The organism is Roseovarius gahaiensis (genome assembly GCF_011601345.1).
Lineage (GTDB): Bacteria > Pseudomonadota > Alphaproteobacteria > Rhodobacterales > Rhodobacteraceae > Roseovarius > Roseovarius gahaiensis.
In genome coordinates, this window is the sequence record NZ_JAAORB010000001.1 from 1 (window position 1) to 25,127 (window position 25,127).

27 protein-coding genes are annotated in these 25,127 nt (G+C 60.8%); 22 read left to right on the forward strand and 5 right to left on the reverse strand.

Annotation, left to right across the window (positions count from 1 at the left end; genetic code table 11):
• Positions 1-222, forward strand: a 222-nt coding sequence (locus tag HAT86_RS16785; protein WP_231125764.1) for a hypothetical protein, incomplete at its 5' end; no start/stop codon positions are given.
• 28 nt (positions 223-250) lie between these two features.
• Here the strand turns inward: HAT86_RS16785 and HAT86_RS00005 are convergent.
• Complete coding sequence (locus HAT86_RS00005; RefSeq protein ID WP_167192544.1) at positions 251-589, reverse strand: hypothetical protein; 339 nt, start codon at positions 587-589, stop codon at positions 251-253.
• A gap of 189 nt (positions 590-778) precedes the next feature.
• On the opposite strand from HAT86_RS00005, the gene dusA reads away from it, so the two are divergent.
• Positions 779-1,774: a tRNA dihydrouridine(20/20a) synthase DusA gene (dusA, locus tag HAT86_RS00010; protein WP_167192545.1), complete on the forward strand. Its 996-nt coding sequence runs from the start codon at positions 779-781 to the stop codon at positions 1,772-1,774.
• A gap of 93 nt (positions 1,775-1,867) precedes the next feature.
• Here the strand turns inward: dusA and HAT86_RS00015 are convergent, their stop codons facing one another.
• The gene (locus tag HAT86_RS00015; RefSeq protein WP_167192546.1) at positions 1,868-3,511 is read right to left on the reverse strand and encodes a CTP synthase; all 1,644 of its coding nucleotides are present in this window, start codon (positions 3,509-3,511) and stop codon (positions 1,868-1,870) included.
• Between the two features lie 172 nt (positions 3,512-3,683).
• A complete protein-coding gene (gene secG, locus HAT86_RS00020) occupies positions 3,684-4,046 on the reverse strand; it encodes a preprotein translocase subunit SecG (protein WP_167192547.1) in 363 nt (120 codons plus the stop codon).
• A gap of 191 nt (positions 4,047-4,237) precedes the next feature.
• Between secG and HAT86_RS00025 the strand changes: the two genes are divergently transcribed.
• Together HAT86_RS00025 and HAT86_RS00030 are read left to right on the forward strand one after the other, a co-directional pair.
• Positions 4,238-5,533 (forward strand): adenylosuccinate synthase, encoded by a 1,296-nt coding sequence (locus HAT86_RS00025; protein WP_167192548.1) that lies wholly within the window; start codon positions 4,238-4,240, stop codon positions 5,531-5,533.
• A 22-nt stretch (positions 5,534-5,555) separates the two neighbouring features.
• On the forward strand, positions 5,556-5,810 hold the full coding sequence (locus HAT86_RS00030) for a DUF2842 domain-containing protein (protein ID WP_167192549.1): 255 nt from the start codon (positions 5,556-5,558) through the stop codon (positions 5,808-5,810).
• 71 nt (positions 5,811-5,881) lie between these two features.
• Here HAT86_RS00030 and ribA read toward each other — a convergent pair whose 3' ends face one another.
• Positions 5,882-6,973, reverse strand: coding sequence for a GTP cyclohydrolase II (ribA, locus tag HAT86_RS00035; protein ID WP_167192550.1), 1,092 nt, complete (start codon positions 6,971-6,973; stop codon positions 5,882-5,884).
• Between the two features lie 164 nt (positions 6,974-7,137).
• On the opposite strand from ribA, the gene HAT86_RS00040 reads away from it, so the two are divergent.
• From HAT86_RS00040 to HAT86_RS00060, 5 genes are all read left to right on the forward strand, one after another.
• Positions 7,138-7,824 (forward strand): response regulator transcription factor, encoded by a 687-nt coding sequence (locus HAT86_RS00040; protein WP_167192551.1) that lies wholly within the window; start codon positions 7,138-7,140, stop codon positions 7,822-7,824.
• 260 nt (positions 7,825-8,084) lie between these two features.
• Positions 8,085-8,873: an exodeoxyribonuclease III gene (locus tag HAT86_RS00045; RefSeq protein WP_167192552.1), complete on the forward strand. Its 789-nt coding sequence runs from the start codon at positions 8,085-8,087 to the stop codon at positions 8,871-8,873.
• A gap of 279 nt (positions 8,874-9,152) precedes the next feature.
• Positions 9,153-10,064: a thioredoxin family protein gene (locus HAT86_RS00050; RefSeq protein ID WP_167192553.1), complete on the forward strand. Its 912-nt coding sequence runs from the start codon at positions 9,153-9,155 to the stop codon at positions 10,062-10,064.
• A 27-nt stretch (positions 10,065-10,091) separates the two neighbouring features.
• Positions 10,092-10,751 (forward strand): LON peptidase substrate-binding domain-containing protein, encoded by a 660-nt coding sequence (locus HAT86_RS00055; protein WP_167192554.1) that lies wholly within the window; start codon positions 10,092-10,094, stop codon positions 10,749-10,751.
• On the forward strand, positions 10,748-10,966 hold the full coding sequence (locus tag HAT86_RS00060) for a Trm112 family protein (RefSeq protein WP_167192555.1): 219 nt from the start codon (positions 10,748-10,750) through the stop codon (positions 10,964-10,966). The genes HAT86_RS00055 and HAT86_RS00060 overlap by 4 nt, the downstream gene beginning before the upstream one ends.
• Before the next feature lie 122 nt (positions 10,967-11,088).
• Here the strand turns inward: HAT86_RS00060 and HAT86_RS00065 are convergent, their stop codons facing one another.
• Positions 11,089-11,823: a FadR/GntR family transcriptional regulator gene (locus HAT86_RS00065; protein ID WP_167192556.1), complete on the reverse strand. Its 735-nt coding sequence runs from the start codon at positions 11,821-11,823 to the stop codon at positions 11,089-11,091.
• An 84-nt stretch (positions 11,824-11,907) separates the two neighbouring features.
• Here HAT86_RS00065 and HAT86_RS00070 point away from each other — a divergent pair, with 84 nt between their 5' ends.
• The 13 genes from HAT86_RS00070 to mraY all read left to right on the forward strand — a co-directional run bounded on the left by HAT86_RS00070 (position 11,908) and on the right by mraY (position 25,117).
• Positions 11,908-12,642 carry a DUF2182 domain-containing protein gene (locus HAT86_RS00070; RefSeq protein ID WP_167192557.1) on the forward strand — a complete coding sequence of 245 codons (735 nt, stop codon included), beginning with the start codon at positions 11,908-11,910 and terminating at the stop codon, positions 12,640-12,642.
• An 18-nt stretch (positions 12,643-12,660) separates the two neighbouring features.
• Complete coding sequence (locus tag HAT86_RS00075; protein ID WP_167192558.1) at positions 12,661-13,290, forward strand: DUF1326 domain-containing protein; 630 nt, start codon at positions 12,661-12,663, stop codon at positions 13,288-13,290.
• A gap of 68 nt (positions 13,291-13,358) precedes the next feature.
• Positions 13,359-14,468, forward strand: a complete 1,110-nt coding sequence (locus HAT86_RS00080) for a dimethylsulfoniopropionate demethylase (RefSeq protein WP_167192559.1) — start codon at positions 13,359-13,361, stop codon at positions 14,466-14,468.
• A 106-nt stretch (positions 14,469-14,574) separates the two neighbouring features.
• Complete coding sequence (gene acuI, locus HAT86_RS00085; RefSeq protein WP_167192560.1) at positions 14,575-15,570, forward strand: acryloyl-CoA reductase; 996 nt, start codon at positions 14,575-14,577, stop codon at positions 15,568-15,570.
• Between the two features lie 200 nt (positions 15,571-15,770).
• Positions 15,771-16,187, forward strand: a complete 417-nt coding sequence (locus HAT86_RS00090) for a universal stress protein (RefSeq protein WP_167192561.1) — start codon at positions 15,771-15,773, stop codon at positions 16,185-16,187.
• A gap of 174 nt (positions 16,188-16,361) precedes the next feature.
• Positions 16,362-16,802, forward strand: a complete 441-nt coding sequence (locus HAT86_RS00095; RefSeq protein WP_167192769.1) for a GNAT family N-acetyltransferase — start codon at positions 16,362-16,364, stop codon at positions 16,800-16,802.
• Between the two features lie 646 nt (positions 16,803-17,448).
• Positions 17,449-17,952 (forward strand): division/cell wall cluster transcriptional repressor MraZ, encoded by a 504-nt coding sequence (gene mraZ, locus HAT86_RS00100; RefSeq protein ID WP_167192562.1) that lies wholly within the window; start codon positions 17,449-17,451, stop codon positions 17,950-17,952.
• Between the two features lie 3 nt (positions 17,953-17,955).
• Positions 17,956-18,948, forward strand: a complete 993-nt coding sequence (gene rsmH, locus HAT86_RS00105; protein ID WP_167192563.1) for a 16S rRNA (cytosine(1402)-N(4))-methyltransferase RsmH — start codon at positions 17,956-17,958, stop codon at positions 18,946-18,948.
• Positions 18,948-19,295 (forward strand): cell division protein FtsL, encoded by a 348-nt coding sequence (gene ftsL, locus HAT86_RS00110; protein ID WP_196780452.1) that lies wholly within the window; start codon positions 18,948-18,950, stop codon positions 19,293-19,295. The genes rsmH and ftsL overlap by 1 nt, the downstream gene beginning before the upstream one ends.
• On the forward strand, positions 19,292-21,076 hold the full coding sequence (locus HAT86_RS00115; RefSeq protein ID WP_167192564.1) for a peptidoglycan D,D-transpeptidase FtsI family protein: 1,785 nt from the start codon (positions 19,292-19,294) through the stop codon (positions 21,074-21,076). The genes ftsL and HAT86_RS00115 overlap by 4 nt, the downstream gene beginning before the upstream one ends.
• 19 nt (positions 21,077-21,095) lie before the next feature.
• Positions 21,096-22,601: a UDP-N-acetylmuramoyl-L-alanyl-D-glutamate--2,6-diaminopimelate ligase gene (locus HAT86_RS00120; RefSeq protein WP_408014977.1), complete on the forward strand. Its 1,506-nt coding sequence runs from the start codon at positions 21,096-21,098 to the stop codon at positions 22,599-22,601.
• Positions 22,598-24,034, forward strand: a complete 1,437-nt coding sequence (locus tag HAT86_RS00125) for a UDP-N-acetylmuramoyl-tripeptide--D-alanyl-D-alanine ligase (protein WP_167192566.1) — start codon at positions 22,598-22,600, stop codon at positions 24,032-24,034. The genes HAT86_RS00120 and HAT86_RS00125 overlap by 4 nt, the downstream gene beginning before the upstream one ends.
• The gene (mraY, locus tag HAT86_RS00130; protein WP_167192567.1) at positions 24,035-25,117 is read left to right on the forward strand and encodes a phospho-N-acetylmuramoyl-pentapeptide-transferase; all 1,083 of its coding nucleotides are present in this window, start codon (positions 24,035-24,037) and stop codon (positions 25,115-25,117) included.
• The last annotated feature ends 10 nt before the right edge of the window (positions 25,118-25,127 follow it).

The window sequence follows — 25,127 nt, forward strand, 5'->3', positions numbered from 1 at the left end:
CTGACGACGTCATCCGGCAGTACCTGGAATTACATTCCTCCAAGTGATGCCTCCGGCGTCAGCCGGTGGTCCTTCACTGTCTGGTTGGTGAAAAACATCAGCCGCCGTCGTGCAGCCTGTGACGCCAACCGTGGCAAACATAAAGATAATTGGTTTCATATGTTGTGGATGTCCTATGAGGTGTTGTCTGTCCGCCCCATCAGCGGCAAACGGCCCGGCTGACGGTTCGACGCCGGGCCGCTATGCATGTTCAGTTCTTGAGGTCAAAATTATGATGCCAAAGGTGCACTTCCACACCCCAAGTTTTGACATGCGGTATGCCAATCGACAGCTTGAACGATTGCCGCATATCAAACTTGATACGATCTTTCGAAACGTGAACGTCTTTGACATAGGTACAGGTCGATACGCCTTCCCCGAAATAGCTTACGCCATCCACCGGGACGCAGCCATTGCTGGAAACACCTTGGAACCCTGTGTCGAAGCTGGCCGGATGATTCACTTTGAGGCGTAGTTCGGCCTTTGGGTCTGGCGAAAATTCCGCGCGCTCGCAAACTGTGCCCGCGATATGCACGTCGGGGATGCACACATGTTTCGTGGCCTTTTTTGACGGCGCTCCAAAGGTCGTCTACAGGCTGACGTCGGATCGCCTGCGGTTTACGAAATCCTTGCCGTTTGGCCGTCTTTGCAAGCGGCAGGGTGGCGGTGCAGACCTTGTGTGCATATGATATGTGCAGTGGGTCTAGTTTGATTTAAAGCGCCCCAAGGAGAACGCTGAATGGCCGTGAACGCAGCCCCCAAGGCCGCCCGCCTATCCGTTGCGCCGATGATGGATTGGACCGACCGGCATTGTCGGTATTTGCACCGATTGCTGTCGCGGCAGACGCTTTTGTACACCGAGATGGTGACGGCCCCGGCGCTGGTGCGTGGCGGCGCGCTGCATTTGCTGGAGCACAGCCCCGAGGAACATCCCGTTGCGCTGCAACTGGGGGGCTCGGACCCCAGCGAACTGGCGCAAGCCGCTCGTTTGGGCGCGCAGGCGGGCTATGATGAGATCAACCTGAACGTTGGCTGCCCCTCTGACCGGGTGCAATCCGGCACGTTCGGCGCGGTTTTGATGAAAGAGCCCGCCTTGGTGGCCGAGTGCTGCGCGGCGATGATTGCCGCGCAGCCTGTTGAGGTCACTGTCAAATGCCGCATCGGCGTGGATGACCAAGACCCCGAACAGGTGCTGCCTGAGTTTCTGGCCCATATCGTTGCCGCCGGGGTTGAGCGGGTGACGATCCATGCCCGCAAGGCCTGGCTACAGGGGCTGAGCCCCAAGGAAAACCGCGATATTCCACCGCTGGACTATGACCTTGTCCACCGAATGAAAGGGCTGTTTCCCAATTTGCACATCAGCCTCAATGGCGGCGTGACGACGCTTGCCCAAGCACAAGCCGCGCTGCAGGGGGGGCTGGATGGGGTCATGGTCGGGCGTGCGGCCTATCATCAGCCCGCTGATATCCTCTGCGCAGCGGATCGGGTGATTTTTGGCGCGGGTGGGCCAGACAGCACACCCGAGGCGGTTGTATATGCAATGTTGCCCTATATCGAGCGACATCTGTCCCAAGGCGGGAAGCTCAATCAGATCACCCGCCACATGCTTGGGCTTTTCGCGGGGCGCCCCGGCGCACGGGCGTGGCGGCGTATCCTGTCGGAAGGCGCGGCACAGCCCGGCGCAGGCCCCGCCCTTGTGCAAAAGGCCTTAAACCAGATCACCTGCGCGGCATAACCACGTCGAACGGGCCTGCGCCTTCATTGTTCTCAAAATACTCCGGGGGAGTCGCGCTGTGCGCGACGGGGGCAGCGCCCCCGAAACCCCGCCTCAAACCAAACGCGAGGTTTCCACCGCCGCGCGCACGAAATCGGCAAACAAGGGATGCGGGTCGAAGGGTTTCGACTTCAACTCGGGGTGAAACTGCACCCCGATGAACCACGGGTGATCCGGCCATTCCACGATTTCGGGCAGGCGGCCATCGGGTGACATGCCGGAAAAGACCAGCCCGACCTGTTCCAGCTTTTCGCGGTATTTCACATCCACCTCATAGCGGTGGCGGTGGCGCTCATCTATCTCGGTCGTGCCATAAACCTGCGCCACGCGGCTGCCATCCTTCAAAGTCGCGTCGTAAGCGCCAAGGCGCATCGTGCCGCCCTTGTCGTCGCTGACCTTGCGCTTGACCTTTGCGTTGCCCTGCACCCACTCTTTGAGGTGATAAACCACCGGCGTAAAACGCTTTTTCCCGGCCTCGTGGTCAAACTCTTCCGAGCCTGCGTCATCCAGACCGGCCAAATTGCGCGCCGCTTCGATCACCGCCATCTGCATGCCCAGACAGATCCCCATGTAGGGGATCTGGCGTTCGCGGGCGAATTGCGCCGCTTTGATCTTGCCTTCGGTTCCGCGTTCGCCAAAGCCGCCGGGCACAAGGATTGCATGGAACCCTTCAAGATGCGGGGCAGGGTCTTCGGTATCGAATATTTCGGCATCCACCCACTTGACCTTGACCTTGACCCGGTTGGCCATCCCGCCATGGGTCAGGGCCTCTTTGATCGACTTATAGGCGTCCTCCAGTTGGGTGTATTTCCCGACAATGGCGATGGTCACCTCGCCATCGGTATGGTGGATGCGGTCGGCCACGTCTTGCCATACGCGCAGGTCGGGCTTGGGCGCAGGCGAAATGTCGAACGCGTCCAGCACGGCCTGATCCAGCCCTTCGCGGTGATAGGCCAATGGCGCTTCGTAGATCGAATTCAAGTCATAGGCGGCCACCACGGCCTCTTTGCGGACATTGCAGAACAGGGCGATTTTCTCGCGCTCTTTTTCCGGGATCGGCTGTTCGGACCGGCAGACAAGAATATCAGGGGCGATGCCGATGGATTGCAGTTCTTTGACGCTGTGCTGTGTTGGCTTGGTTTTCAACTCACCGCTGGCGGCCAGGTAGGGCAGCAAGGTCAGGTGCATGAAAATGCATTGCCCGCGCGGCTTGTCATGCGAAAACTGGCGGATCGCCTCGAAAAAAGGCAGGCCTTCGATGTCGCCCACGGTGCCGCCGATCTCGCAGAGCATGAAATCGACCTCGTCCTCACCGACTTTCAGAAAGTCTTTGATTTCATTGGTGACATGCGGGACGACCTGAATGGTTTTGCCCAGATAGTCGCCGCGCCGTTCCTTTTCCAACACGTTGGAATAGATGCGCCCGGAACTGACCGAGTCTGTCATGCGGGCCGGAACGCCTGTGAAGCGTTCGTAGTGGCCAAGGTCCAGATCGGTTTCCGCGCCATCATCGGTGACGAACACCTCGCCATGTTCAAATGGCGACATCGTGCCGGGATCGACGTTCAGGTAGGGGTCCAGTTTGCGCAGCCGCACCGAAAAGCCGCGCGCCTGCAGCAAGGCGCCAAGCGCCGCCGAGGCCAACCCCTTGCCCAGTGAGGACACAACACCGCCAGTTATGAAAATATACCTTGCCATACGCTGGCATCCCCCGTGATTGCAGGCTTGAGACCCAAGCCGATTTCGAGCCCTGTCCGGCCAAAATTGGCCGCAGCACCACGGGACTCAATATGTAAAGGATTCGTCGAACTAAGGCAAGCAGACCGCAAGATGCTGTTGCGGTCTGAAAACAGGCCTCAAGCGTTTGTGGTTAGTCGGCGCTTGGTGTCAGCGGCGATGTATCATCCGCTGCCGGCGGCAGAAGCGATCCGCCCGCATCGGGCAGGTCCGGCTCGGCCGGGGAAGGTGCCGGGGCGTCGGTGATCCGGTCCAACACGGACGAGCCCGCCGATTTCTGCGCCGCCAGAATGGTCAGCGTCAACGAGGTTGCGATAAACGCAATCGCCAAGGCCCATGTGATCTTGCCCAAGGCCGTGGCCGCGGCACGGCCTGTCATGGCGCCGCCACCGCCGCCGCCCATGCCAAGGCCGCCCCCTTCCGAGCGTTGCAGCAGCACCACGCCAATCAGGGCGAGGGCCAGAAGAAGGTGGATGATCAGGACAACGTTTTCCATTGGGGAAGGCCTTTGTCGTATGCGAGTGACGTCTGGCGGGGTATCTATGCAATTCCGGGCGGACCCGCAACCCGGCAATGCAGTCTGTGCCGCGGTTGCGCGCGGCCACGTCAATTTCCGGTTTCGCCGCCCGTCGTGGCCCGCTATACGGTTCCGGGCTTTGACCCGCAGCATCATGCAAGAGGATCATCATGGCAAACGTCGTCGTCGTGGGCGCCCAATGGGGTGACGAAGGAAAAGGCAAGATCGTGGATTGGCTCAGCGAGCGTGCCGATGTGATCGCGCGCTTTCAGGGGGGCCACAATGCGGGCCACACTCTGGTGATCGACAGCAAGGTCTATAAGCTGCATGCCTTGCCCTCGGGCGTGGTGCGCGGTGGCAAGCTCAGCGTGATCGGCAATGGCGTCGTGCTGGACCCGTGGAACCTGCTGCAAGAAATCGAGACGATCCGCGCCCAAGGCGTCGAGATCAGCCCCGAAACCCTGATGATTGCGGAAAATACGCCGCTGATCCTGCCCTATCACGGCGAGTTGGACCGCGCCCGCGAAGAAGCCGCCAGCAAGGGCACCAAGATCGGCACCACCGGGCGGGGCATCGGCCCGTGCTACGAAGACAAGGTGGGCCGCCGCGCCATCCGCGTCGCCGATCTGGCCGACCATGCCACGCTGGAGGCGCGCGTTGATCGCGCTTTGCAACACCACGATCCGCTGCGCAAGGGGCTGGGGCAGCCGCCCATCGACCGCGACGCGCTGATTGAGCAGCTCAAACAGGTCGCCCCGAATATCCTGCAATATGCCGGTCCTGTCTGGAAAGTCATGAGCGAAAAGCGCAAAGCCGGAAAACGCATCCTCTTCGAAGGCGCGCAGGGCGCGTTGCTGGATATCGATTTCGGCACCTACCCGTTCGTTACCTCGTCGAATGTGATCGCCGGGCAGGCGGCCACCGGTGTTGGCATCGGGCCAGGTGCGATTGATTACGTGCTTGGAATCGTCAAGGCCTACACCACCCGCGTGGGCGAGGGGCCATTCCCCACCGAATTGCAGGATGCCGACGGCCAACGCCTTGGCGAACGCGGCCATGAATTCGGCACAACCACGGGCCGCCAGCGCCGCTGTGGCTGGTTCGATGCCGCGCTGGTGCGCCAGACCTGCGCCACCTCGGGGGTCAACGGCATTTCCCTGACCAAGCTGGATGTGCTGGACGGGTTTGAGACGCTGAAAATCTGCGTCGGCTACGATCTGGACGGCACGCGGCTTGATTACCTGCCCACCGCGACAGATCAGCAGGCGCGCTGTGTGCCCATCTACGAGGACGTGCCCGGCTGGAGCGAGTCGACCGAAGGCGCGCGCAGTTGGGCGGATTTGCCCGCCAATGCGATTAAATATGTGCGCCGCGTCGAAGAGTTGATCGACTGCCCCGTTGCGCTACTTTCCACCTCACCGGAACGCGAAGACACGATATTGGTCACCGACCCGTTCGCGGATTGATCCGATCGTTCAAGGGGGCGACATGGCACTAAGTTACAAGGCGCGGCGGCGGTGGTCGCTGGTGATCCTGCTGATTGGACTGCCACTGTATATCGTGGTGGCCGTCAATCTTGTGGATATGTTCGAACGCCCCTCGATCTGGGTTGAGTTTCTGGTCTATGTCGGGCTTGGCGTGGTCTGGATCTTGCCGTTCAAGTTCGTCTTTCTGGGCGTCGGTCAAGCCGATCCTGACGCGCCATTGCCGGACGACCACGATCAGACCGGGCGCAACGGGTAAGCCATGTCGCGCCCCGGCGCTTCATTGTTCCAAAAATACTCAAATCCTGCCCGTGCCACCCGGTGCACGGGTTACAAAAGATGTCCCGACTTTGCAGCTTTGGTGGCAAGATAGGCTTTGTTGTGGGCATTTTCACCCACTTTCAAAGGCACGCGTTCGGCCACTGTCACGCCCGATCCCTCCATCATGGCGATTTTGCCGGGGTTGTTGGTCATCAGCCGAACGGCGGAAAACCCCATGCGCTTGAGGATCTCGGCGCCGATTCGAAAGTCACGCTCGTCATCTTCAAACCCCAGCCGGTGGTTGGCTTCGACGGTGTCGAATCCCTGATCTTGCAGGGAATAGGCCCGCATCTTGTTGGCCAGCCCGATGCCACGGCCCTCTTGGTTGAGATAGAGTAGCACACCGGCCCCTTTACCGCCCATCTGTGCCAGTGCGCCGCGCAATTGCGGGCCACAGTCGCATTTTAGGCTGCCCATCAGGTCGCCGGTAAAGCAGGCCGAATGCAGCCGCGCCAAGACGGGTGCGTCGCGCGGCGGCTGGCCGATTTCAATGGCGTAATGTTCCTCGCCGCCGTCTTCGGGGCGGAAAATATGCAGCTTTCCGGCCTCGGACACTTGCAAAGGCAACCGTGCGCTGACCACCGGGTGCAACGGGCTTGTGTGCAAAAGCAATTCGGCGGCCTGATCGGCGGGCACTGATGTCAGCCCGTGTTGCGCCGCGAATGGCGCGGGGTCGGTCAGGTCAAGCACCAAGGCCGCGGGCAACAGACGCGCCGATTTGACCACGGTCAGCGCAAGCCGATGCAGCCCGGCGTCGCCATCGCGCGCCGTGATCAGCGGGCCTTTCATCGGGGTTTTCAGATCATCAGCCGGGTCAGCCACCCCCAACACCCAAGACAGGCTGGCATCAGGGGGCAGCACGATGCGCGCCAAATCCCCGTCATAGGCCCGCGCCTTTAGGGTTTCGGCCCGTCGCGTGGTCACGGCCAGCACTGGACGCCCGCCAAGGGCGCGCAGATCGGCCAAACGCTGCGCATCCAGCGTTTCTGCGGCCATGATCAATGCCGCGCCCTTTGATGCGTGCAAAACGATCGGCACGCCCATGCGCAGGTCAGCGCGGGCACGGGCGATGGTTTCGGTCAGGTCCGGTGCAAGGCTCATGAGATGGGATCCTGGTTGTTACTGTGTAACATCTAGCGCCTTTCGACAGGAATTGAAACATATGCTCGCGCGCTAACACGTCGACGTGAAACCAGTGTTGCATATCTTGTCTCGGGCTGATGGCTGGCACATCTTGGGTCCAACCAGCACGAGGAGCTACTGGAATGGGACAGCTTAAGACAATCCTTTTGGTCGACGACGACGACGACCTGCGCGAGGCGCTGAGCGAGCAATTGGTGGTTACGGAAGATTTCGACGTGGTCGAAGCTGCAAATGGCGCCGAGGCCATGACCAAAGCGCGTGAAGGGCTGTACGATCTTGTGATCCTTGATGTCGGGCTGCCGGATACCGATGGCCGCGAGCTGTGCCGCCTGATGCGCAAACAGGGGGTGAAGGCCCCGATCATGATGCTGACCGGCCATGACGGCGATGCCGACACGATTCTGGGCCTTGATGCAGGGGCCAATGATTACGTGACCAAGCCGTTCAAATTTCCGGTTTTGCTGGCCCGTATCCGCGCGCAACTGCGCCAGCACGAACAGTCCGAGGATGCTGTGTTTCAATTGGGGCCATATACGTTCAAGCCGTCGATGAAGATGCTGATCGACGAGGATGAGCGCAAGATTCGCCTGACCGAGAAGGAAACGAACATCTTGAAATTCCTCTATCGGTCGACCGACGGCGTGGTGGCCCGCGATGTTTTGCTGCATGAGGTCTGGGGATACAACGCGGGTGTCACCACCCATACGCTGGAAACGCATATCTATCGCCTGCGCCAAAAGATCGAGCCTGACCCGTCGAATGCGCGCCTGCTGGTCACGGAATCGGGCGGCTATCGTCTTTTGGCCTAAGAAACGCAAGCGGCGGCAATTGGTCCTGCAGGTTTTGACGCAGATCAAAGCGGGGCTTGAATACAATTGTATGCTGCTTTGGAACCCGTTGCATGTGCGGGTCATCACATGCACCTCCCTGTTGGACTGGCCCCGGCATTTTGCCGGGGCTTTTTTTGTGCCGTGGGACGACAGGGGCGCTTGCAAGGGTGTCGTGCGCCGCGCTTCGCGGTATAGAGCGCAGGACAGTTTGAAACACTCAGCCACGAGGGGGAACGCGCATGGCATTCACGCTGGCGACATGGAACATTAATTCGGTTCGACTGCGCGAGGGATTGGTTGCGAAACTTTTGCAAGAAGAGGCGCCGGATATCCTGTGCTTGCAGGAATGCAAAAGCCCGGTCGACAAGATACCGACGCAGGCCTTTGCCGATCTGGGATATGGCCACATGGTTGCGCGCGGGCAAAAGGGCTATAACGGCGTTGCGATCCTGTCCCGTTTGCCGATCGAGGATGCAGGGGATCAGGACTTTGCCAGCTTGGGTCATGCCCGGCATGTGGCCGGGCGGCTGGAAAACGGCACGGTGATTCATAATTTTTACGTCCCCGCCGGTGGTGACGTGCCGGATCGTGAAAAAAACGAGAAATTCGGCCAGAAATTGGATTACCTGACCGAGATGCGTGACTGGTTTCGTGACAGCCGGCCCGAAAAGGCCATTTTGGTGGGCGATCTGAATATCGCCCCGCGCGAAGATGACGTTTGGTCGCACAAACAGTTGCTGAAGGTGGTCAGCCATACGCCGATTGAGGTCGACCATCTGGGCCAGACGCAGGATGCCGGCGGGTGGGTGGATGTGACCCGCAGCGATATTCCCGAAGGCCAGCTGTACAGTTGGTGGTCTTATCGGGCCCGCGATTGGGATGCGGCCGACAAGGGACGGCGGCTGGATCATGTCTGGGCGTCGGATGATCTGAAAAACGCGTTTCATTCCAGCCGCGTCTTGCGAGCGGCGCGCGGATGGGAAAAACCCAGCGATCATGCGCCGGTTTTCGCAACGTTTGACCTTTGAAACGCTGCGCTTGACGTAAAGGTAAGGAAAACCTGACCTATCATTTTGTCTAGCTTTCAGGAAAAGCACGCGGGGGGTGAGTAGCTGGTGATCAGGGTTGTGTCGTAAAGATGCCCTCATGGGCGGCGGCGCTGCCGAAGGGTTGAGCCGCCGTCCGCCGTCTTGGTCAATATTTTTTATTCTCCAGCCCTTTGCCTGATTGATCCGCTACCTCTTGCAACACCTGCGTTGCTGCGCCATGTAATTGAAAGTAATTTCTTAGCATCCGGAGCCAGCGACATGCTTGAACTTGGCGGCCAAACGCAACCTGCACCCGATTTGATCAAGGACGTCTATGAGGCGGATTTCATGGCCGAGGTCGTGGACGCCAGCCAGACCGTGCCGGTGATCGTGGATTTCTGGGCGCCGTGGTGCGGCCCGTGCAAAACCCTTGGTCCGGCCTTGGAAGAGGCGGTGACGCGCGCCAAGGGTGCGGTCAAAATGGCCAAGGTGAATGTCGATGAAAACCAGATGATTGCAAGCCAGTTGCGGGTGCAATCTATTCCCACGGTCTATGCCTTTTGGAAAGGGCAGCCGGTTGATGGGTTTCAGGGCGCCATCGCCCCGTCGGAAATCGGGGCCTTTGTGGACCGCGTGATTCAAGCCGCAGGCGGTGATGCGGGTGGCGGACTGGACGACGCAATCGCAGCCGCGGAAGAGATGCTAGAGCAAGGCGCGGCCACGGACGCCGCGCAGACCTTTGCCGCGATCCTGCAGGAGGACGAGCAAAACGCGACCGCCTATGCCGGGCTGGTCCGGGCGCATATTGCCATGGACGATCTTGATCAGGCCGAGGCGATTTTGAACGGTGCACCGGCGGACATCTCGAACGCGCCGGAACTGGAGGCCGCGCATGCGGCGCTTGAACTGGCGCGGCAGGCCGCAGACGCGGGACCAGTCGGGGAATTGCAAGCCAAGGTCGCGGCGGATCCTGACGACCATCAGGCCCGGTTCGATCTGGCGCAGGCTCTGCATGCGACAGGCCAGACCGAAGACGCCGTCCAGCAATTGTTGGAACTGTTCCGGCGGGATCGCGAATGGAATGATGAAGCCGCCAAACAGCAGCTTTTCACTATTTTCGAGGCGCTCAAGCCCAATGACCCCATCGTGCTGAACGGGCGTCGCAAACTCAGCTCGATGATATTTGCCTGAACCGGCGCGCGGGCTAAGTTCACCCTCATGCTCAATACATCCGATTTGCCCGATATCATCCCGGTCTTTCCACTGCCGGGCGCCTTGATGCTTCCGCGTTCGCGGTTGCCTCTTCACCTGTTCGAGCCCCGCTATCTGGCGATGCTGGATGATGCGTTAAAAACGCCGGAACGCATGATCGGGATGGTGCAGCCCAACCCGGGCCCGGCCTCGGCAACGGACGCCGCCAAGGACAAGGGGTTGCATTCCATCGGCTGCGCGGGGCGCATCACCCAGTTTTCGGAAACCGAAGATGGGCGGTACATGATCACCCTGACCGGCGTGTCCCGCTTTCGCATCAGTGAAGAAATCGACGGCTTCACGCCGTATCGCCGCGTCAGGGCCTCTTGGACCGGGTTCGAGCGCGACCTAGGCCCGTCGGAAGAAGACCCGGACTTCGACCGCGAAACGTTTCTGTCGCTTTTGGGCCGATATTTCGATGCCCGGGAATTGCAGACCGATTGGGACACGTTGGAGCAGGCGGATGACGAATTGCTGGTCAACTCGCTGTCGATGCTTTTGGGGTTCGAGCCCGAGGATAAGCAGGCGCTGCTTGAGGCACCATCGCTGTCGACACGGCGCGAAACTTTGATAACACTGATCGAATATGCCCTGCGCGGCGGCGACGAAAAGGATTTCGTTCAATGACAGATGCATCAGACCCAACCAGCACGACGCCGAAGGCCAGCCCCCCGTTTGACCGCCATATGCTGGAGGCGTTGATCTGTCCGCAGACCCAAACCACGCTTGAATATGACGCCGACCGGCAAGAATTGATCAGCCGGGCGGCGGGGCTGGCCTTTCCGATCCGCGACGGCATCCCGATCATGCTGGTCGACGAAGCGCGACCTTTGGACGACTGAGCGGTTATTTTCCTGAATGGCGCGCCGCTGGCGCCCATATGCGATTTGCGTTCAGGCCACGCAGGCCTTGGGGGACGCTGTCCCCCAAACCCCCTGGGATATTTTTGAACAGAAGAAGGGCGTCAGGCGTTTTGGCGCGTGCGGGCGGCCATCACATCGCGGCCAAGTGTCAATGTATAGGCTTCAAGCTCGTGTAAGGCAGTGTCGGCCTGTTGCGGGGTTTCATGCTCAAGAGCGTCGGCAATGCGGGTGTGCAATTGCACGATTGTTTCGCGCGACCGGGCGGTGAATGTGATCATGTTCATCAAGGGTTGCATCGCCTCGACCGCGCCGGCCAGTTGGTAGCTGAGCACCGGATTGTTGGCGGCATCGACCAAGGCCCGGTGAAAGGTCACATCCGAGGCGCAAAACGCTTCATCGCTGAGGCCGGGTTGGCCTTGGCGGTGAATTTCGGCGCGCATGGTGGCCAGATGGTCGGCGCTGCGGCGGGTGCAGGCCAGCGGCGCGCAGGCGCGTTCCAACGCATAGCGGGCTTCGCAAGCGGTCTCGAAGCTGACAGCGTTCATCGATAATAGAAGTGTCGATGTGGTGATATGTTGGCCATAGGCCTCTTCGTAGCTGAGATGCCTGACGAAGGCTCCGCCAAAGGCCCCCCGTTGGGTGCGGATCAGCGATTGCGCGGCAAGCCGTTTTAGCGCTTCGCGAACCGTGGGGCGCGAGACCTTGAACTGGTCTGCCAGTTCGGCCTCGGACGGCAGGCGTTCATCCACGATCATGCGGCCTTCGATGATCGCATCACGGATTGCCTTGGCGATTTGGGCCGACAGGTCGGGTTTGGTCTCTGGATCAGTTTTCATTTGTCTTACATTTAATTGTCTGACAATTTGTTGGCAAGCATTGAGTCGTTTGAGGGCAAAATGATTTCACTTCGTATCAGGCAAATGACCGGGCTGCACTGGCTGGTGTTGTTCGGGCTGATCATCGTGGCATGGGGGCTTTTATATGCAATGGCCTTGCCGCAAGACCTGCGCGCGGCGGGGCGGCTTTATGGGGCGGATTTTCTGGCCAGCCTGTGTGTGGTGACGCCAGACGCCGCCGGGTTTTTGCGGATCACGGCGATGTGGGCGTTGATGTCGGCGGCGATGATGGCCCCGACCGCCCTGCCGGCCTTGGCGACCTATGATGAATTACCCACAGCCGGGCAGGGCCGGTTTGGGGCGCTGTTGGCCGGGTATCTGGGTGTTTGGCTGGGCTTTTCGGTTTTGGCGGCGGCTGTGCAAATGGGCCTATTTCGCGCCGATCTGGTGAGCGCGTTTGGCGACAGCCGATCAAGGCTGTTGTCTGGCGTGCTGCTGCTGTTGGCCGGGGCCTATCAGTTCAGCCCGGTGAAAGAGGCCTGTTTGGCCAAGTGCCGCGCGCCATTGACGTTTTTCATGCAGCATTGGGAGGACGGCCCGTGGCGCAACGGGCTGCGTTTGGGGCTGGTGTGCCTTGGCTGCTGTTGGGCGCTTATGGCGCTGGCCTTTGTCGGTGGGGTCATGAACCTTGCGTTCATGGGGCTGGCGACCGTGGTGATGGTGATCGAGAAACTGCCCGATCTGGGCCGCTGGTTAACGCGGCCCTTGGGCGTTGCGCTTTTGGCGGGCGGTGTCTGGGCACTGCTGGGCGCGCTTTAATCCGGAGGAGGAGAAAACATGCCATTGGACGAATTGGGCACGGTGCCTTGGACCATCAAAGGGGAGCTGATCCTCAATTGCAATTGCACGGTGTTTTGCCCCTGCGTGGTGTCACTGGGCAAGCATCCGCCCACGGAAGGCTATTGTCAGGCCTGGGCCGGGGTGCGCATTGACGAGGGGCAGTATGGCGATGCCGATCTATCGGGGCTGAACGTGGGGTTGATGCTGGAAATTCCCGGCCTGATGGCGCGCGGCAATTGGAAGGCGGCGGCCTATATCGATGACCGCGCCAGTGATGCGGCCTATGACGCGTTGGTCAATATCTTCAGCGGCAAGGCGCGGGGCACGACCGGGCTGTTCAGCCTGTTGGTCAGCGAGTTTCTGGGCGCTGAACGCGCGCCGGTGGTGTTCGAGACCGAAGGCAAGGCGCGCCGCCTGATGGTGGGCAAGAAAATTCAGGGCGAGGTTGTGCCCGTTGAAGGCAAGGGCGGTGAAGATATCGTGGTCACCAACACCGAATATTGGATGGGCCCTGATATCACCGTCGCCACCGCGACCAAGGGCCGTGTGCGCGCCTTTGGCCGGGTGTGGGATTTCGACGGCCGCAGTGCGGAAATCTGCCAGATCGACTGGCACGGCCCACGCTGACGCATGGGCAGGCGGGCGGGCCGCGTGCCGCCCGCCATCGCATTGTTCGTCATGCAGGAGGAGAGATCATGACGGCCCCCCTTTTATCGCTGTCGCGCCGATTGCGTCGCACGCCCTTTGCCGAAGGTGTCGCGGCGGCGGGCGTGAAGGCCTACACGGTCTATAACCACATGTTGTTGCCGACGGTGTTCCGCAGCATCGAAGAGGACTACCGCCATCTGAAAGAGGCGGTGCAAGTCTGGGATGTGTCCTGCGAGCGCCAAGTTGAGTTGCGCGGGCCGGATGCCGGGCGCCTGATGCAAATGCTGACGCCGCGCGATTTGCGCGGCATGACGCCGGGGCAATGCTATTACGTGCCGATTGTGGACGAAACCGGCGGCATGCTGAACGATCCGGTGGCCGTCAAACTGGCCGAGGACCGGTGGTGGATTTCCATCGCCGACAGTGACCTGTTGTATTGGGTGCGGGCCACCGCGCATGGCTGGCGGCTGGATGTTCTGGTGGACGAACCGGACGTGTCGCCGCTGGCGGTGCAGGGGCCGAAAGCCGATGATCTGATGGCAGCTGTCTTTGGCGATGCGGTGCGCGATATCCGTTTTTTCCGGTTCGGTGTCTTTGATTTTCAGGGGCGCGACATGGTGATTGCGCGGTCGGGCTACTCCAAGCAGGGTGGATTCGAGATTTACCTTGAAGGGTCCGATATCGGCATGGATCTGTGGGCGGCGTTGATGGAGGCGGGCCGCCCGCTGGATGTGCATGCCGGATGTCCGAACCTGATAGAACGGATCGAGGGCGGATTGCTGAGCTATGGCAACGACATGACCGATGACAACACGCCGCATGAATGCGGGTTGGGGCGGTTTTGCAACACGCATACCGCGATTGGCTGTATCGGGCGGGATGCGTTGTTGCGGGTGGCCAAGGAAGGGCCGGTGCAACAAATTCGGGCGCTTGAGATTGACGGGCCGCCGGTGCCGGGCTGTGATCATTGGTGGCCGGTGATGGCCAACGGCAAACGGGTTGGGCGCGTCAGCTCGGCGGCGTGGAGCCCGGATGTTGGCACCAATGTGGCCATTGGCATGGTGCGCATGACCCATTGGGACGCGGGCACCAGGGTGCAGGTCGATACCCCCGATGGCCTGCGTGAAGCGCAAGTGCGCGAGGCATTCTGGGCCTGAGTTCTGGCCGAGAGGGCGGGAGTGAGGGGCCAGCCCCTCACACTCCCCGGGGTATTTTGACCAAGAAAAAGCAGGGGGCTGGTCCTGCGCGCAAAAGGAGAGACAGATGTTCAATGCATTGGTGGTCGATAAGGACGAGGACAGCGGCAAGACCCACGCTGCGGTGCAACAGATCGGCGTGGATGATCTGCCGCATGGCGAAGTCTTGGTTGCGGTTGAGTATTCCACCGTCAATTACAAGGACGGTCTGTGTATCGGGCCGGGGGGTGGATTGGTGCGGAATTATCCGCATGTGCCCGGCATTGATTTCGCGGGCACCGTCGAAGAAAGCTCGGACGCGCGGTACAAGCCCGGCGACAAGGTTGTTCTGACCGGCTGGCGCGTGGGCGAGGCGCATTGGGGGGGCTATGCCCAGAAAGCGCGCGTTCTGGCCGACTGGTTGGTGCCCTTGCCCGAGGGGCTGGATGCGCGCCAGGCGATGGCGGTTGGCACCGCCGGATTGACGGCGATGTTGTCGGTCTTGGCGTTGGAAGATCATGGGCTTGCGCCCGGTCATGGCCCGGTTCTTGTGACCGGGGCTGCCGGTGGCGTGGGCAGTGTGGCCACGGCGATTTTGGCCAGTCTGGGCCACGAAGTGGCAGCTGTGACAGGGCGTCCGGAAACCGCTGACTACCTGCAAGATCTGGGTGCGACACAGATCGTGGCGCGTGACGAGTTGACCGAAGTGACGAAAAAACCGCTGGAATCTGAGCTATGGGCCGGTTGCGTGGATGCGGTGGCGGGTGCCATGCTGGGGCGGGTGCTGAAACAGATGAAATATGGCACATCGGTTGCGGCGGTTGGACTGGCCGGTGGGGCCGCCATCGATGGGGCCTTGATAACCCCGTTCATCCTGCGCGGTGTCAACCTTTTGGGGATCGACAGTGTCATGCAGCCCTATGACAATCGAGTGCGGGCATGGCAACGCATTGCCAAGGACCTTCCGATGGATAAGCTTGAGACGATGGTTCAGCCTGCGACGCTGTCCGATTTGCCGCAGCTTGGTCGGGATATTCTGAAAGGTCAGGTCAAGGGGCGTGTCGTGGTGGATGTGAACGCTTGATCGTCCGATCGCGGCGTGTTCCGTCGCATAAGAGCAAAGAGTTGGCGTGGTTGATTGATTTTCCTGCCCGCGTCGCGTTACCGTTGATCCAAGGGGTATCCTGCGGAGCCGCCGCAGGCCCCCGTTCAGTGCGGCGTGCGTGCCCGGACCGATTATCTGGTGCGGGGCGAAATTTGATCTGCACGCAAGGAGGATAGTGAATGTTCAAGAAAATCATGACGCCGGTCGATCTGGCCCATAAAGGCGATCTGAAGAAATCGCTGGACGTTGCGGCTGATCTGGCCAAGAAGTTCGGGGCAGAATTGGTCTATGTCGGGGCGACGACGCCAACGCCAAGCTCGACCGCGCACAACCCCGAAGAATACAAGGAAAAGCTGAACGCCTTTGCTGCCGAACAGGCCGAGGCCTACGGCATCAACGCGACCGGCGATATGGTGGTGGCCCATGATCCGCGCACGGATGTCGATGATGTGCTGTTGAAGGCCGTGACGGAAGAGGGCGTTGACCTGATTGTCATGCAAAGCCATATGCCCAGTTTCCTTGATTATATCTGGCCGTCCAACGGTGGTAAAATTGCCGAGCATGCCAAATGTTCGGTCTTTGTCGTGCGCGACTGATGCCGTTTTTTGCCGGTCCCGGTCATGCGCCGGGGCCGGATACGGGGCTTGCTCCTAAACATTTGCACGGTATTGTGGCGCGACTTTGAAGGCCACAAGGAGCAGCAGGTGAGCGACGACACACAAGTTGTGATCCGAACAGTGCGCGACACGGATACAGACGCCCTTTGGCCTATGCTGCGTGATACGATCCGCAAGGGTGACACCTATGCCATCGACCCGAACTTGACGCGCGAGCGCGTGTTGGAGCTTTGGGTCGAGCAGCCGAGGGCCGTTTATGTGGCCGAGCGTGACGGTGCCGTTCTTGGCACCTATTACATCAAGTCCAATCAGGCCGGGAACGGCGCGCATGTCTGCAATTGCGGCTATATCGTCTCTGCTGAAGCGCGGGGGCAGGGCTTGGCGCGCACGATGTGCCTGCATTCACAGGCCACAGCGGTAAAGCTGGGCTATCGCGCCATGCAGTTCAATCTTGTGGTGTCCACGAATGTTGGGGCGATCCACCTTTGGACGGATCTGGGGTTTGAAACAGTCGGTCGTCTTCCGGGGGCGTTCGACCATCCCGAGGCAGGGCTGGTCGATGCGCTTGTGATGTACAAGTGGCTAGACGCCTGACGACCACGTCGGCCAGTCAATCTGAAAATTCGAAATGGGATATCGCGGGGCGCCATGTGGGAAACCATGGGCCACTGCTTCAAACGGCACGAATCAAAACGGCGTTTGGCGAGATATTTCGGTGGCTCGCCCATCAGAAATCCAGTTTCGGCGTAATAATCGTGTAGAAATTCACTTTTTTCCGGGAAATCGTGGGACATTTTTTTGCGGCGTCTGAGGTCTATATATTGTGTGGCTGCCTTTTTTGGGGTCTATGACGTGTGTTATACATAGGTAGGTTTGGGCATAATGTTCTATTGGAGGGGCCTAGAAGGCGTTGCTCTGCGTCTCGTGCCCATAAATTTATATTGATTTCCATGAATTCCCATGGCATCCCTGTTCATACGATGAGGACGGGAACAAAGGGGCGCAACAAAGACCCCGAACAAAAAACTCCCAAGTCAGGTTTCATACAGGCACCCGCTTTCATCGAACGAAGAGATCCGGCGCGCGAGCGAGCAGACATCCCCCCAGGTGGCGCGCGCAGTCGGACACCCCGCACAAGGCGGGACGAGGGCGGCGGATTGGGCAGTGGCAGCAGCTCAATCCGCCGTTTCGTTTCCAGCGGTCGATATCAATCGGGGGCGACAGAGAGGCGGACGGGACAGTGGTTCGCAGGTTCAGAGGCGAAAGCCACCACAAGGTGGACAGCAAGGGTAGGGTGTCGATCCCGGCCTCGTTTCGCCGTGTTCTCGAAGCGGCTGACCCGAATTGGACCGAAGGTCTGAACCCCGAACTGGTCATCGTCTACGGCGACCATCGCCGCAATTACCTTGAATGCTACACCATGGAGGCCATCGAAGAGGTCGACGCGAAGATCGACGCGTTGCCGCGTGGCTCGATGGAGCGCAAGATGCTGCAACGCTTGTTTCATGGTCAATCCTACCCGACCAATGTGGATGAAACCGGGCGTTTGGTTCTTCCGGCCAAGCTTAGGCAGAAGATCGGCCTTGAGGCCGAGGCGTTTTTCATAGCCGCGGGCGATACGTTCCAAGTTTGGAAGCCCGAAACCTACGAGCAGGAAGAGCTGGCCAAAACCGAAGAATGGCTGGATGAGTTGCCCGAAGATTTCGATCCGCTGTCCTTCCTTGATGGACCGAAAGGGGCGTAACGGATGGCTGCTGCTGCCCAAGCCCCCAACTCTGCACCGCATATTCCCGTTTTACTGCGTCCGCTTTTGCGGGCCGTCGCGCCTGTTGAAGGGGTCTGGGTGGATGGCACCCTTGGCGCGGGCGGCTATACCCGCGCCTTGCTTGAGGCCGGGGCCGAGCGGGTGATCGGGGTGGACCGTGATCCATTGGCCTTGGACATGGCGCGGCAATGGGGCGCCGAGTATGGCGCACGCCTGCAATTGGTGCAGGATACATTTTCCCACATGGACGATCACGTGCAGGATGCTGACGGCGTGGTGTTGGATTTGGGCGTGTCGTCGATGCAGCTTGACCGCGCCGAGCGGGGCTTTTCCTTTATGCAGGACGGCCCATTGGATATGCGGATGGGGCAAGACGGCCCAACCGCCGCCGATCTGGTGAACACCGCGGAAGAGGCCGAGCTGGCGGATATCCTTTACCTATATGGCGAAGAACGGGCCAGCCGCCGCATCGCGCGGGCGATTACCCGAGCTCGGGCCGTGGCCCCGATTGAAACCACCTTTCAACTTGTTGAAATCGTAGAAAAATGCCTGCCAAGGCCCAAGCCGGGGCAGGCCCATCCCGCGACCCGCAGCTTTCAGGCGATCCGCATCGCGGTGAATGACGAGTTTGCCGAGCTGGTGGCCGGGCTGGAATCGGCCGAGCGAGCCTTGAAACCGGGGGGGCAATTGGCTGTGGTCACCTTCCATTCGATCGAAGACCGCATGGTCAAACGCTTTTTGCAGGCCAAGTCGGGGGGCGGCGGGCGTGGCAGCCGCCATGCGCCGGAAATCCAAAAAGACACGGCAGAGTTCGAGGTCAAACAGCGCAAGGCCATTGGGCCCGACGATCATGAACTGGCCGAGAACCCAAGATCGCGCAGCGCCAAACTGCGGGTCGCGATCCGCACCGACGCGCCCGCGACGCCGATAGACCGCAAAGCGATAGGAACGCCATTGCTCAAGGGGGACAGATAATGCGCAGTTTGTTTTATGTTCTGACCGCCTTGGCCGTTATCGGCCTTGCGTTTTGGGCTTACCGCGAAAATTACGAGACACAGGCCGCACAGGCCAAGGCCGAAGCCTTGCAGCGTGCGATCAGCCATGAGCGGCAACGTTTGCGGGTTCTGAACGCCGAATGGGCCTATTTGAACCGCCCAGATCGGCTGCGCGATCTGGCGGAGATCAATTTCGACTCGCTGGGGCTTTTGCCATTGCAGCCCTACCAGTTCGGCAAGATTGATCAGGTGGCCTTTCCGCCCGAGGACACAAGCCTGCCGATCCTGTCGCCTGTTGACGTGTCCAACATGGAGGCCACGCAATGATCCGCACCCCGCTGCGTCCGCTGGCCCGTATCCTTGAGGCCCGCGCCAAGGGCGAAAACCCCGATGCGATCGAACGCGAGAATATCCGTATCCGGCATGAACAAATGCGCGACCGGGCCCGGCTGCGCGCCGAGGGCCGCCTGCTGGTTCTGGGGGTGATGTTTTTCTGCGCCTTCGGTCTGATCGGGGCCCGGATGGGTGTGCTGGCCCATTCCGAGCCGTCCGAGCCGCGCACCTCGATTGCCGGGGCAGATATTTTTGCGCAGCGCGCCGATATCGTGGATCGCAAGGGGCGCATTCTGGCCACCAATTTTGAAACCCACAGCTTGTATGCGCAGCCGCCCCAGATGATAGAGCCCGAGCGCGCCGCACGGGAACTGGTCAAGATCTTCCCCGATCTTGATCGGGATCGTCTGATTGAAGATTTTACCGGCAAGCGCAAATTCCTGTGGGTCAAGAAAAAGCTGAGCCCTGAGCAAAAGCAGGCGGTGCATGATATCGGTGAGCCGGGCCTGTTGTTCGGGCCGCGTGAAATGCGGCTTTACCCCAATGGCACGCTGGCGGCGCATGTTCTGGGTGGTGCCAGCTTTGGCCGCGAAGGCGTGCATGCCGCCGAGGTGATCGGCGTGGCCGGAATCGAGAAACACTTTGACGACCGCCTGCGTGATCCCGCGCATGGGCATGAGCCGTTGACGTTGTCTTTGGATTTGTCGGTGCAGGCCGCGGTCGAGCGCGTGTTGCATGGTGGCATGACCTTGATGAATGCCAAAGGCGCGACCGCGATCCTGATGAAGGTGAACACCGGCGAGATTATTTCGGTCGCGTCCTTGCCGGATTTCGACCCCAATGACCGGCCGCGCCCCGCCGTCGAAGGTGATGCCAGCGACAGCCCGCTGTTCAATCGCGCGGTGCAAGGCGTTTACGAGCTCGGCTCGACCTTCAAGATTTTTGCCGTGGCGCAGGCGTTGGAACTGGGCTTGATCCAGCCATCAACGATGATCGACACCAAGGGGCCGCTGCGGTGGGGCAAGCATCGCATTCGCGATTTCCGCAACTACGGCTCTGAAATGAGCGCGACGAAAGTGATTGTGAAATCCTCGAATATTGGCACCGCACGGATTGCCCAGATGATCGGCGTCGAGCGGCAGAAGGCGTTCCTGCAAAAGCTTGGCTTTTTTGACCCGACGTCGGTTGAAATCGTCGAAGCGGCGGGGGGGCAGCCCCTGTTGCCGGGCAATTGGTCCGAGCTTTCGACGATGACAATCTCTTATGGTCACGGCCTGTCGGCCAGTCCGATGCATCTGGCGGCGGCTTATGCGACGCTTGCCAATGGCGGGCGCAAGGTTACGCCGACGTTGCTGAACCAGCCTTTGGGGCAACTTGGGCCGCGCGTCATGTCCGAACAAACGGCGCGCGCCTCGCTGTCGATGCTGCGCAAGGTGGTCACCGAAGGCACCGCCAGCTTTGGCGATGTGCCGGGCTACGCGGTTGGCGGCAAAACCGGCACGGCCGACAAGCCGCGTGAAAACGGCGGCGGCTATTATGACGACAAGGTGATTGCGACCTTCGCCAGCGTGTTCCCGGCCCACGATCCGGAATATGTATTGGTGGTAACGCTGGATGAACCCGTCGAGACCTCGGGCGATGAACCGCGCCGCACCGCAGGCTGGACAGCCGTGCCCGTGGCCGCGGAAATCACCCGCCGCGTCGCGCCATTGCTGGGGGTGCGGCCACAGATTGAACCCGGCGAACTGGCTGATATAACGCTGACATCAAACTAGGCACAGCGCGCAGGGGCATATCGTGGCGGGGCAGACAAAATCACTGACAGAGCTTGGCCTGACCGCACAAAGCGGCCGGCGTGCGGACATCACCGGCTTGGCCATAGACAGCCGCGAGGTGCGCGACGGATACCTGTTTGCCGCCCTGCCCGGATCGCGGGTGCATGGGGGCGAATTTATCCAATATGCGCTGCGCATGGGGGCTGCGGCCATTTTGACCGACGCCAAAGGTGCCAAGCTGGCGGCTGCGGATTTGGCCGCGCATGACGCGGCGCTGATCGTGGCCGAAGATCCGCGTCAGACCTTGGCGTTCTGCGCGGCCTTATGGTTTGGCGCTCAGCCCGACGTGATGGTGGGCGTGACCGGCACCAATGGCAAAACCTCGGTGGCTAGCTTTTGTCGGCAAATCTGGTCCGAGATGGGCTTTGACGCCGTCAACCTTGGAACCACCGGCGTTGAAGGCGCGTTCGAGGCGCCTTTGGCCCACACAACCCCCGATCCGATCACCTTGCACCGGGTTCTAGCGCAGGCCGAGGCCGAGGGTGTGACCCATGCTGCGATGGAGGCGTCATCGCACGGGCTGGATCAGCGCCGCCTTGACGGTATCCGGTTGCAGGCGGCGGGCTTTACCAATTTCACGCAGGATCATCTGGATTATCACGCCACGTTCGATGCCTATTTCGCGGCCAAGGCCGCGTTGTTCGCCCGTGTTCTGCCCGAAGACGGTGTGGCGGTTCTGAATATCGACGATCCCAAGGGTCAGGCCATGGCCGAAATTGCCAGCGCCCGGGGTCAGGATCTGATCACGGTGGGGCGCACCGAAGGGGCCGATCTGCATTTGTTGGCGCAGCGGTTCGAACCCACGGGACAAGAGTTGCGGTTTGACTGGCAAGGCCGTGTGCATCAGGCGCGGATGCCCTTGATCGGTGGGTTTCAGGCCGAAAACGTGGCTTTGGCGGCGGGGCTGTGCATTGCCTCTGGGTCCGATCCCGAACGTGTGTTCGAAACCCTGCCACATATGAAAACCGTGCGCGGGCGGATGCAACTGGCCGCCACCCGACGCAACGGCGCGGCGGTGTTCGTGGATTATGCGCATACCCCCGACGCGATCTCGACGGCGATCACGGCCTTGCGCCCGCATGTCATGGGGCGGCTGATTGCCATCATCGGCGCCGGTGGCGATCGCGATACGGCCAAGCGGCCCCTGATGGGCCGGGCCGCGGCTGAAACCGCTGATCTGGTGGTCGTGACCGATGATAACCCGCGATCAGAAGACCCGGTAGACATTCGGGCGGCGGTGATGCAAGGAATCGCGGCAGCCGGGTTGTCTGACAAAGCGACAGATGTTGGCGACCGCGCCGAGGCGATCTTGCGCGCGGTCGATTTGCTTGGCCCCGGTGATGCCCTGCTGATCTGTGGCAAGGGGCATGAGACCGGCCAGATTGTCGGTGACGCCGTGTTTCCCTTTGATGATCGTGAACAGGCCAGTGTCGCGGTGTTGGCACTTGATGGTGGCCTTGCATGACGCTGTGGACCGCAGCCGAGGCCGCGCAAGCCACTGCCGGCCGCAGCACCTGTGAGTGGCAGGCAAACGGCGTGTCAATTGATACGCGCAGCCTGCAGCCGGGGGATCTGTTTGTGGCGCTCAAGGCGGCGCGGGATGGGCACACGTTTGTTGCGCAGGCCCTTGAAAAAGGGGCCGCCGCTGCGCTGGTCAGCCACATTCCCGAAGGGTTGGACGACAGCGCACCGCTGTTGATCGTCGATGACGTGCAGGCCGCGCTTGAGGATATGGGCCGCGCTGCGCGGGCGCGGACGCAGGCGCGTGTGGTGGCGGTGACCGGCTCGGTCGGGAAAACCTCGACCAAGGAAATGCTGCGCGATGTGCTGTCTGCACAAGGCCGCACCCATGCCGCCGAGGCCAGCTATAACAACCATTGGGGCGTGCCGCTGACATTGGCGCGGATGCCCGCTGACACGCAGTTTGCCGTGATCGAGATCGGCATGAACCATCCCGGCGAAATCGCGCCGCTCTCGCGCATGGCACAGCCGCATGTCGCGATGGTCACGACCGTGGCCGCCGCCCATCTTGAGGCATTCGACAACATCGACGGCATAGCCCACGAAAAAGCCGCGATTCTTGAGGGGCTGGTGCCGGGCGGCACGGCCGTTTTGAATGCCGATCTGGACACAACGCCCATTTTGCTGGCCAAGGCGCGCGCTGTGGGCGCCGCGATTGTCACCTTTGGCCGGAACGGCGATTACGTGCTGAGCGATGTCACGCTGTCGGATGCCTGCACCATCGTGCGTGCGCAGGCGGGCGGAGATAACATTCTGTTCAAGATCATGTCGGCGGGGCGTCATTTCGCCATGAACGGCCTTGCGGTTCTGGCCGCCAGCGTCGCGCTTGGGGCTGACCGTGATCTGGCGGCGCATGATCTGGCCCGGTGGCAGCCGCCAGCGGGGCGCGGCACGCGCGAAACCTTGCTATTGGACTCCAGTGATACCGACCTGACGCTCGATCTGATCGACGACGCATTCAATGCCAACCCCACCTCGATGGCGGCTGCGCTTGAGGTGCTTGCCGCCGCCGCTCCGCGGGATGGGGTTGGACGTATTTCCAAGGGGCGGCGCATTGCCATTCTGGGCGATATGCTGGAACTGGGCGAGGACGAGGCCGAAATGCACCGGGCGCTGGCCGATCTGCCTTTTGTCCACGATCTTGACCTGATTCATTGCGTTGGCCCGCGTATGCACGCCATGTGGGACGCGTTGCCCGAACATAAGCGCGGGAAATGGTGCGACACGGCGCAGGAACTGGCGGACCGGGTGACGCGTGTGATAGATGCAGGCGATGTCGTGCTGGTCAAAGGCTCCAAGGGCAGCAAAGTCAGCCTTGTGGTCGATGCCTTGCGACGTGCAGCGCGGCCCAAGGGCCGGAAAACAAAGGACAGTTGAATGCTTTATTGGTTGACCGCGTTGTCGGATGGCGGGGATTTCTTCAACCTCTTCCGCTACATCACATTCCGCGCGGGCGGCGCCTTTATGACGGCGCTGCTGTTCGGTTTTCTGTTCGGTCCGCCGCTGATCAACGTCTTGCGCAAGCGTCAGGGCAAGGGCCAGCCGATCCGCAGTGATGGCCCCGAAAGCCACCTTGCCAAATCCGGCACCCCCACGATGGGCGGGCTGTTGATTGTGGGGGCGTTGCTGACCGCGACCCTGTTATGGGCGCGGCTGGACAATCCCTTTGTCTGGTTGGTGTTGTTTGTCACCGTGTCCTTTGGCCTGATCGGGTTTGCCGATGATTACGCCAAGGTCAGCAAGCAAAATGTCTCAGGCGTGCCGGGGCGGGTGCGCCTTGGGCTTGGCTTTCTGATCGCCGGGATCGCGTCTTACTGGGCGGCAATGTATCACCCCGAGGCCTTGCAATTCCAACTGGCCCTGCCGGTGTTCAAAGACACGCTGATCAATATGGGCTGGTTTTTTGTCCCGTTCGCGATGTTCGTCATTGTCGGCGCGGCCAATGCGGTGAACCTGACCGATGGTCTGGACGGGCTGGCGATCATGCCGGTGATGATCGCCTCGGCCACGCTGGGTGTGATCGCCTATGCGGTCGGGCGGGTCGACTTTACCGATTATCTGGACGTGCATTACGTTCCCGGCACCGGCGAGATCCTGATTTTCGTTGCGGGCCTGTTTGGCGGCGGTCTGGGCTTTTTGTGGTACAACGCGCCGCCTGCGGCCGTATTCATGGGCGATACCGGGTCGCTGGCCCTGGGCGGGGCCTTGGGCGCGATTGCCGTGGCCACCAAGCACGAGATCGTTCTGGGCATTGTCGGCGGGCTGTTCGTGGTCGAGGCGCTGAGCGTGATCATTCAGGTGTTCTATTTTAAACGCACCGGGAAGCGCGTGTTCCTGATGGCGCCGATTCACCATCACTATGAGAAAAAGGGCTGGGCCGAGCCGCAGATCGTGATCCGGTTTTGGATCATTGCCCTGATCCTTGCGATGATCGGGCTGGCAACACTGAAAGTGCGGTAGGGGGATCGGC

Excerpts from the sequence above, each read along its gene's own strand:
- dusA (WP_167192545.1), top strand. The coding sequence starts at position 779 with ATGGCCGTGAACGCAGCCCCCAAGGCCGCCCGCCTATCCGTTGCGCCG.
- HAT86_RS00015 (WP_167192546.1), bottom strand. The coding sequence starts at position 3,511 with ATGGCAAGGTATATTTTCATAACTGGCGGTGTTGTGTCCTCACTGGGC.
- secG (WP_167192547.1), bottom strand. The coding sequence starts at position 4,046 with ATGGAAAACGTTGTCCTGATCATCCACCTTCTTCTGGCCCTCGCCCTG.
- HAT86_RS00025 (WP_167192548.1), top strand. The coding sequence starts at position 4,238 with ATGGCAAACGTCGTCGTCGTGGGCGCCCAATGGGGTGACGAAGGAAAA.
- HAT86_RS00030 (WP_167192549.1), top strand. The coding sequence starts at position 5,556 with ATGGCACTAAGTTACAAGGCGCGGCGGCGGTGGTCGCTGGTGATCCTG.
- ribA (WP_167192550.1), bottom strand. The coding sequence starts at position 6,973 with ATGAGCCTTGCACCGGACCTGACCGAAACCATCGCCCGTGCCCGCGCT.
- HAT86_RS00040 (WP_167192551.1), top strand. The coding sequence starts at position 7,138 with ATGGGACAGCTTAAGACAATCCTTTTGGTCGACGACGACGACGACCTG.
- HAT86_RS00045 (WP_167192552.1), top strand. The coding sequence starts at position 8,085 with ATGGCATTCACGCTGGCGACATGGAACATTAATTCGGTTCGACTGCGC.
- HAT86_RS00050 (WP_167192553.1), top strand. The coding sequence starts at position 9,153 with ATGCTTGAACTTGGCGGCCAAACGCAACCTGCACCCGATTTGATCAAG.
- HAT86_RS00055 (WP_167192554.1), top strand. The coding sequence starts at position 10,092 with ATGCTCAATACATCCGATTTGCCCGATATCATCCCGGTCTTTCCACTG.
- HAT86_RS00060 (WP_167192555.1), top strand. The coding sequence starts at position 10,748 with ATGACAGATGCATCAGACCCAACCAGCACGACGCCGAAGGCCAGCCCC.
- HAT86_RS00065 (WP_167192556.1), bottom strand. The coding sequence starts at position 11,823 with ATGAAAACTGATCCAGAGACCAAACCCGACCTGTCGGCCCAAATCGCC.
- HAT86_RS00070 (WP_167192557.1), top strand. The coding sequence starts at position 11,908 with ATGACCGGGCTGCACTGGCTGGTGTTGTTCGGGCTGATCATCGTGGCA.
- HAT86_RS00075 (WP_167192558.1), top strand. The coding sequence starts at position 12,661 with ATGCCATTGGACGAATTGGGCACGGTGCCTTGGACCATCAAAGGGGAG.
- HAT86_RS00080 (WP_167192559.1), top strand. The coding sequence starts at position 13,359 with ATGACGGCCCCCCTTTTATCGCTGTCGCGCCGATTGCGTCGCACGCCC.
- acuI (WP_167192560.1), top strand. The coding sequence starts at position 14,575 with ATGTTCAATGCATTGGTGGTCGATAAGGACGAGGACAGCGGCAAGACC.
- HAT86_RS00090 (WP_167192561.1), top strand. The coding sequence starts at position 15,771 with ATGTTCAAGAAAATCATGACGCCGGTCGATCTGGCCCATAAAGGCGAT.
- HAT86_RS00095 (WP_167192769.1), top strand. The coding sequence starts at position 16,362 with ATGCTGCGTGATACGATCCGCAAGGGTGACACCTATGCCATCGACCCG.
- rsmH (WP_167192563.1), top strand. The coding sequence starts at position 17,956 with ATGGCTGCTGCTGCCCAAGCCCCCAACTCTGCACCGCATATTCCCGTT.
- ftsL (WP_196780452.1), top strand. The coding sequence starts at position 18,948 with ATGCGCAGTTTGTTTTATGTTCTGACCGCCTTGGCCGTTATCGGCCTT.
- HAT86_RS00115 (WP_167192564.1), top strand. The coding sequence starts at position 19,292 with ATGATCCGCACCCCGCTGCGTCCGCTGGCCCGTATCCTTGAGGCCCGC.
- HAT86_RS00125 (WP_167192566.1), top strand. The coding sequence starts at position 22,598 with ATGACGCTGTGGACCGCAGCCGAGGCCGCGCAAGCCACTGCCGGCCGC.
- mraY (WP_167192567.1), top strand. The coding sequence starts at position 24,035 with ATGCTTTATTGGTTGACCGCGTTGTCGGATGGCGGGGATTTCTTCAAC.